Source organism: Micromonospora sp. M42 (genome assembly GCF_000568915.1).
GTDB lineage: Bacteria > Actinomycetota > Actinomycetes > Mycobacteriales > Micromonosporaceae > Micromonospora > Micromonospora chalcea.
This window is the reverse complement of record NZ_KK037233.1, coordinates 1,787,629-1,794,494: the sequence shown is the minus strand read 5'-3', so window position 1 is coordinate 1,794,494 and position 6,866 is coordinate 1,787,629. Positions and strand designations below refer to the sequence as shown.

Genomic DNA, 6,866 nt, shown 5'->3' with positions numbered 1-6,866 from the left:
CATCCAGGCCCACCTCACCCAGTTCAACTCCATCGCCACCAGCAACGGCGGCAACCGGCGCGCCGGCTCGGCCGGCTACACCGCGTCGGTCAACTACGTGAAGGGCAAGCTCCAGGCGGCCGGCTACACGGTCACCGAGCAGAACTGCTCCACCTGCACCTACCCGGGCAACAACCTGATCGCCGAGTGGCCGCAGGGCCCGTCGGACCAGGTCGTCATGTTCGGCGCGCATCTGGACGGCGTGGCCGCCGGGCCGGGCATCAACGACAACGCCTCCGGCTCGTCGGTGCTGCTGGAGAACGCGCTGGTGCTGGCCGCGCAGAACCCGACCATGACCAAGCGGGTCCGGTTCGCCTGGTGGAACGGCGAGGAGCAGGGCCTGCAGGGCTCCAAGCACTACGTCAACCAGCTCAGCTCCACCCAGCGCGGCTACATCAAGGGCTACTACAACTTCGACATGGTCGGCTCGCCCAACGGCGGCTACTTCATCAACCGGATCACCTCGGCCACCGCGGCGCCGCTGAAGGCGTACTGGGACTCGTTCGGCATCTCGCCGGAGGAGAACACCGAGGGTCAGGGCCGCTCCGACGACTACTCGTTCGCCAACGCCGGCATCCAGACCTCCGGCTACGCGGCGGGCGCCAGCTACACCAAGACGTCGGCGCAGGCCAGCAAGTGGGGCGGCACCGCGGGCGCGGCGTACGACGGCTGCTACCACCGCTCCTGCGACAACACCAGCAACATCAACACGACCATCCTGAACCGGGCCGCGGACGGCGTCGCGTACACGATCTGGGCGCTCGCGGTCGGCGGCGGCACACCCGCCAACGACTTCTCCGTCTCGGTGAGCCCCACCTCCGGCAGCGTCGCCCGGGGCGGCTCCACCACCGCCACCGTCAGCACCGCCACCACCTCCGGCAGCGCGCAGACCGTGGCGCTGTCCGCCAGTGGCGCCCCGAGCGGCGTGTCGGTGAGCTTCAGCCCGTCCTCGGTCACCTCGGGCGGCTCGTCCACCATGACCGTCAGCGCCTCGTCGACGGCCACCACCGGCACGTTCACGCTCACCGTGACCGGCACCGGCTCGGCCACCCGCACCGCCAGCTACACGATCACCGTGACCGGCGGGAGCGGCGGCTGCACCGGCGGCCAGCTCATCGGCAACAGCAGCTTCGAGTCCGGCACCACGCCGTGGACGGCCAGCTCCGGCGTGATCACCAACAGCTCCAGCCAGGCGGCCCGCACCGGGTCGTACAAGGCGTGGCTGAACGGGTACGGCTCCTCGCGTACCGACACGCTGTCCCAGTCGGTCACGCTGCCGTCCGGGTGCAGCAGCTACACGTTCTCGTTCTGGTTGCACATCGACTCGGCCGAGACGACCAGCTCGACCGCGTACGACAAGCTCACCGTGCAGGTCGGCTCGACCACGCTGGCCACGTACTCGAACCTGAACAAGGCCACCGGCTACACCCAGCGCACCTTCAACCTGGCCGCGTACGCCGGGCAGACGGTCACGCTGAAGTGGACCGGGGTCGAGGACTCGTCGTTGCAGACCAGCTTCGTCGTGGACGACGTGACGCTGCAGGTCGGCTGAGCGGACACGGGCGGGGTGGGCGCCGGCCCGCCCCGCCCGTGGCTCAGGTGATCGGCAGCGCCTTGGCGCCCGCGCCCTTCACCGAGCGGGTCAGCGTCCGGTCGGAGACCCAGAGGAAGCACTGCACGCCCCGGTCGCCGTCGCGCCACTGCTCCGCGTACGGGTGGTAGATGATGGTGCCGGCCCGGTACTGCATGTTGCCGTCGTCGGGCAGCTTCGCGTACTTGGCGATCAGCCCGCGGCACGCCTTGTGCGTACGCAGCGGGGTGCGCTCGAACTCGGCGTAGCTGATGTCCGGCGCCTGGTAGACGCCGACGAACTCGGCGTGGTGCTTCGCGGTGCAGGCCACCGGCCGCATCTCCTGCACGTCGTCCTTGCTCATCTTCGGGTTGAAGCAGCCCAGCGCCAGCTTCGAGCCGGGCTTCAGCGCGCCCCGCAGGCTGCCGGTGCGCTCGGCCACGTCGCCCTGGTCCAGGTCGGTCACCTCGGCGACGTCGCAGCGGTACCAGCGGGCCCCGCCGGACCAGGCGAGCGCCGAGGGGAAGACCACCGACAGCCGCAGCCGCCCGGAGCGCCAGTCCCCGCCGAGGGCCTGGGTGACCTGGCGGGCGCAGTCGCCGTGCGCGGCGCGCATACCGGCCGAGCCGGTGCGCGGCGGGGCGGAGCGCTCCGCCTCCGGGCCGCTCATCGTGCCGACGTGCAGCGTCTCGGCGCGGTGGGTGGCGGCGCAGTCGACCGGCTGGTAGCCGCTGAGGTAGCCGACGTCGGCGACGGTGGGGTGACAGGCCCCGGTGCTCGGCACGAAGCCGACCGGCGCGGCGAACGCGGGCCAGTCGTCGGTCAGGTCGCGGTCCACTCCGGCCGGCGCGGCGCAGCCGCCGAGCGCCAGCGCCGCCACCGTTGACACGGTGACCGCCACCCACAAACGCCGCATCGCGACCGACCTCCCCGTGCGTCCGGAGCCGACCGGCCCCCCGGTACGCCTCGGCGGTGCAGCATACGGCAGCCGATCAGGTCACCGGGAGCCCCTCAGGACCGGCGCCGCGCACCGATCGGTTGAGCTTGCGGTCGTCGCTCCACAGGAAACAGCGCACCCCCCGGTCGCCCTCCTCCCACTCCCGCTGCGACGGTGGGTAGTAGATGGACCCGGCCCGGTACGGCAGCTCGGCGTTGTCCGGCACCTCGGCGAACTGGGCGATCAGCGTCATGCAGCGCCGGTGCGTGGCGGGCGCGCCCTTGGTGAACTCCGCCCAGCTCATGTCGCGTTCCTCGTACACGCCGACGAACTCTGCGCGGTGCGGCTCGGTGCAGAGCACCGGGGCCATGTAGTTGAGGTTCTTGCCGATCAGCTTCGGGTCGAAGCACCTGTGCACGAGCGGGTTGTCGCCGACCAGCGCGCCGCGCAGGCTGCCGACCCGGTTGATCGGACGGGTGTTGTCGATGCTGTCGGTCTCGGCCAGGTCGCAGCGGAACCAGCGCGCGCCGGCGCCCCAGGCGGCCACCGTCGGCAGCGCGATGTTCAGCGTGAGCCGGGCGGCGTGCCAGTCCCCGCCGATCATCTCCCGGGCGCTCCGGTCGCACTCGGCGCGCGCGGTCCGCAGCGCCGGGGTGCCCGGCTCGGGGCGGTCGCCGAGCGTCTCCGGCCCGGTGAACGTGCCGACGTGCACCGTCTCGGCCAGGTGGCTGCCCGCGCAGTCGACGGTCTCGTACGTGGCGGCGGCCACCACCGTGGTGAGCCGGGGCAGGCACGCGTCTGTCGCCGGTACGAACAGCCGCGGCGCCGGCAGCGCCGCCCAGTCGTCGATCAGGTCGCCGTCGGCCCGGTGTGTCTGAGCGCAGCCGGCGAGCACCGCAGTCGCGGCGCCGGCCAGCGCGAGCACGTGGAGCCACCGTCGCATCGTCCGCCCCTTCCGGGAGAGATGGCAGCCGGTCGCCATAGGCCCGACCGGCGTCCCCCGCGCCCGGGCGTGCAGCATACGTGACCGTCCCTGTAGGAGTTTCGTCATCTTTCAATCGATCGGCTAGTCACCGACGACTATTCGTGCCGTTTTCCGCTCCGGACGGCCCGATGGTGCACCACGGGTGACGGAAGGCTCACCACCTGTCGCTCCGGGAGCCGTGCCGCGACCTCCGGATCACCGCGTTCGTACACTGGCCCGGTGACCGTACCGCCGCCGATCGTCGCGCCGAGCATCCTGGCCGCCGATTTCGCCCGCCTCGCCGACGAGGTCCGTGCCGTGGAGCCCGCCGCCGACTGGCTGCACGTCGACGTCATGGACAACCACTTCGTGCCCAACCTGACCATCGGGCTGCCGGTGGTGCAGAGCCTGCGCGCCGTGACCGAGATCCCGTTCGACGTGCATCTGATGATCACCGATCCGCGCCGCTGGGCGCCCGGGTACGCCGACGCCGGGGCGTACAACGTCACGTTCCATGCCGAGGCGTGCGACGACCCGGTGGCGCTCGCGAAGGATCTGCGCTCGGCCGGGGCGAAGGCGGGCCTGGCGATCGACCGGGACACCCCGATCGAGCCGTACCTGGAGCTGCTGCCGAGCTTCGACACGCTGCTGATCATGACGATCAAGGCCGGTTTCGGCGGCCAGCGGTTCCTGCCGCAGCTGCTGGACAAGGTGCGCGCCGCCCGCCGGCACGTCGACAGCGGCCACCTGGAGCTGCGCATCGAGGTCGACGGCGGCATCGCCGCGGACACCATCGAGCAGGCCGCCGCGGCCGGGGCCGACGCGTTCGTCGCGGGCACCGCCGTCTACGGCGCCGACGATCCCGCGGAGGCGGTACGCCGCCTGCGGGGCCTGGCGGAACGTGCGATGACCGGGGCCTGAGATGGACGCGGCCGGCGAGCGCCCCGACGTCATCCTGGTCGTCGACGACGACGAGGACATCGCCCGCTTCGTCGAGTTCAACCTGCGCCTGCACGGTTTCGAGGTGCTGCACGCCAGTGACGGCCAGGAGGCGCTGGAGATCATCGAGCGGCAGCGGCCCGACCTGGCGGTGGTGGACCTGATGATGCCGCGCGTCGACGGCCTGGAGCTGACCCGGCGGCTGCGCGCCGACCCGATGACCTCCGCGCTGCCGGTGATCATGCTGACCGCCAAGGGGATGACCCAGGACAAGGTCAACGGGCTCAGCGTCGGCGCCGACGACTACCTGGTCAAGCCGTTCGACACGCTGGAGCTGGTGGCCCGGGTCAACTCCACGCTGCGGCGCAACAAGGAGTTCCGCGAGGTCTCGCCGCTGACCGGCCTGCCCGGCAACAGCCGGATCCGGCGGGAGATCAGCGACCGGGTCCGCAACGGCGTCGACTACGCCGTGGGCTACATCGACATCGACCGGTTCAAGAGCGTCAACGACCGGTACGGCTTCGTGCGCGGCGACGAGTTCATCTCGGCGCTGGCCCGCAGCCTGCACCGGGCGGTGGTGTCGATCGGGCTGCCGCCGGCGTTCCTCGGGCACGTCGGCGGCGACGACTTCGTGATCGTCTGCGCGCCCAGCCAGGTCCGGCCGCTGACCAGCCGGGCCGTTGTCGACTTCGAGAAGGCCGCGGACGCGCTCTACGACGCCACCGACCGGGAACGCGGCTTCGTCGAGCTGAAGGACCGGCGCGGCAACATCCGCCGCGCCGCGCTCGTCACGCTCTCCATCGGGGTGTCGCTGTCCGATTCCGGCAAGCGGTTCACCGACCCGCTGGAGGCCATCGCGGTGGCCTCGGAGATGAAGACGGTGGCCAAGAGCCAGCCCGGCTCGTACGTGGCGGTGGACCGCCGGCGCGGCGTCACCTGAGCGCTCCTGTGAGGTAGCTCGCCTCTGTGGCGCGCACCCGGGCGGAACGTGTAAGACTTCCCGTATACCCACCACGCGCTGGCGGGGCTCGGTGAAATTCCGAACCGGCGGTGATCCACGGTCCGACCGTGGTAAGCCCGCGACCCGGACGGCTTCGGCCGGACGGTGGACCTGGTGAGAATCCGGGGCCGACGGTTGGGGTGCGGCTCGTCCGCCCCCAGACAGTCCGGATGGGAGACAGCGCGCGGAACGGGGGAGGCCCCTGCCGGCCGCTGAGCACCCTCAGCCGCCGCGTGGGCTCCCCGGGGTCGGCGACGCCGTCCCCGGGTTCTCCGCCGCCGCGTGTCCGCGGCTTTGTGGCCGCTGCTCCCGAACCCGCCCGCGCGCGACCGGCGAGCGGGAGGACAGACGGCCATGGCGAGCGTCTCCGTCGACGAGGCGATGCGTCGTGCCATCGAACTGGCCGCGCGCGGCCTCGGCGCCACCAGCCCCAACCCGGTCGTCGGCTGCGTGCTGCTCGACACCGACGGCGAGGTCGTCGGCGAGGGCTTCCACGCCTACGCCGGCGGCCCGCACGCCGAGATCGTCGCGCTGGCCCAGGCCGGCGCCCGCGCCCGCGGCGGCACCGCTGTGGTCACCCTGGAGCCCTGCGACCACACCGGCCGCACCGGCCCCTGCAGCCACGCGCTCATCGCCGCCGGGGTGGCCCGCGTCGTGGTCGCCGTGCCCGACCCCAACCCGGTCGCCTCCGGCGGCGCGGCCACGCTGCGCGCCGCCGGGGTCCAGGTGACCCTCGGGGTACGCGCCCAGGAGGCCGAGGCCGGCAACGTCGCCTGGCTCACCTCGATGCGCCGGGGCTGGCCGTACCTGATCTGGAAGTACGCGGCCACGCTCGACGGGCGTTCGGCCGCCGCCGACGGCACCAGCATGTGGATCACCTCCGAGGCGGCCCGGATCGACGTGCACGCGCTGCGCGGCACCGTCGACGCGGTGCTCGCCGGGGTGGGCACCGTGCTCACCGACGACCCCCGGCTCACCGCCCGCAACCTGCGCGACGGCACCCTGGCCATCCGGCAGCCGCTGCGGGTCGTGGTGGACAGCTCGGGGCGTACCCCGGCCGAGGCCCGGGTCCGCGACGGCGCCGCCCGCACCTGGGTGGCCACCGCCGCGGAGGTCGGCGCCGGGCCGGACGGCCGGGTCGACCTGGCGGCGCTGCTCGCGGAGCTGCACCACCGCGGCGTGCGGGCCGCGCTGCTGGAGGGCGGGCCGACGCTGGCCGGCGCGTTCCTCGCCGCCGGCCTGGTCGACAAGATCGTCGGGTACGTCGCGCCGAAGCTGCTCGGCGCCGGCCCGACCGCGCTGCTCGACGCCGGCGTGAGCACCATCGCCGACGCCATCGATCTGGAGATCACCGACGTTACGCGGGTCGGTCCCGACCTGCGGATCACCGCGCTGCCCCGGAAGAGGGAGGCCTGAC

6 protein-coding genes and 1 riboswitch are annotated in these 6,866 nt (G+C 72.6%); of the genes, 4 read left to right on the top strand and 2 right to left on the bottom strand.

Annotated features, from left to right (window positions below; translation table 11 throughout):
• The coding region (locus MCBG_RS08040) for a M28 family peptidase (RefSeq protein ID WP_043324942.1) at nucleotides 1–1,591 on the top strand (1,591 nt) is incomplete at its 5' end.
• A gap of 43 nt (nucleotides 1,592–1,634) precedes the next feature.
• Here MCBG_RS08040 and MCBG_RS08035 read toward each other — a convergent pair.
• Together MCBG_RS08035 and MCBG_RS08030 are read right to left on the bottom strand one after the other, a co-directional pair.
• The gene (locus MCBG_RS08035) at nucleotides 1,635–2,525 is read right to left on the bottom strand and encodes a septum formation family protein (RefSeq protein WP_043324941.1); all 891 of its coding nucleotides are present in this window, start codon (nucleotides 2,523–2,525) and stop codon (nucleotides 1,635–1,637) included.
• A gap of 76 nt (nucleotides 2,526–2,601) precedes the next feature.
• Nucleotides 2,602–3,489 carry a septum formation family protein gene (locus MCBG_RS08030; RefSeq protein WP_043324940.1) on the bottom strand — a complete coding sequence of 296 codons (888 nt, stop codon included), beginning with the start codon at nucleotides 3,487–3,489 and terminating at the stop codon, nucleotides 2,602–2,604.
• A 261-nt stretch (nucleotides 3,490–3,750) separates the two neighbouring features.
• Here MCBG_RS08030 and rpe point away from each other — a divergent pair, with 261 nt between their 5' ends.
• From rpe to ribD, 3 genes are all read left to right on the top strand, one after another.
• Nucleotides 3,751–4,431, top strand: coding sequence for a ribulose-phosphate 3-epimerase (rpe, locus tag MCBG_RS08025; RefSeq protein WP_043324939.1), 681 nt, complete (start codon nucleotides 3,751–3,753; stop codon nucleotides 4,429–4,431).
• Between the two features lies 1 nt (nucleotide 4,432).
• Nucleotides 4,433–5,389, top strand: a complete 957-nt coding sequence (locus MCBG_RS08020) for a response regulator (RefSeq protein ID WP_043324938.1) — start codon at nucleotides 4,433–4,435, stop codon at nucleotides 5,387–5,389.
• A 73-nt stretch (nucleotides 5,390–5,462) separates the two neighbouring features.
• A riboswitch (FMN riboswitch) is annotated at nucleotides 5,463–5,635 on the top strand.
• Nucleotides 5,636–5,803: 168 nt separating this feature from the next.
• A complete protein-coding gene (ribD, locus tag MCBG_RS08015) occupies nucleotides 5,804–6,865 on the top strand; it encodes a bifunctional diaminohydroxyphosphoribosylaminopyrimidine deaminase/5-amino-6-(5-phosphoribosylamino)uracil reductase RibD (protein ID WP_043324937.1) in 1,062 nt (353 codons plus the stop codon).
• Nucleotide 6,866 lies beyond the last annotated feature (1 nt).

Coding starts and splice junctions, on each gene's coding strand:
- MCBG_RS08020 (WP_043324938.1), top strand. CDS start 4,433: ATGGACGCGGCCGGCGAGCGCCCCGACGTCATCCTGGTCGTCGACGAC.
- MCBG_RS08035 (WP_043324941.1), bottom strand. CDS start 2,525: ATGCGGCGTTTGTGGGTGGCGGTCACCGTGTCAACGGTGGCGGCGCTG.
- MCBG_RS08030 (WP_043324940.1), bottom strand. CDS start 3,489: ATGCGACGGTGGCTCCACGTGCTCGCGCTGGCCGGCGCCGCGACTGCG.
- ribD (WP_043324937.1), top strand. CDS start 5,804: ATGGCGAGCGTCTCCGTCGACGAGGCGATGCGTCGTGCCATCGAACTG.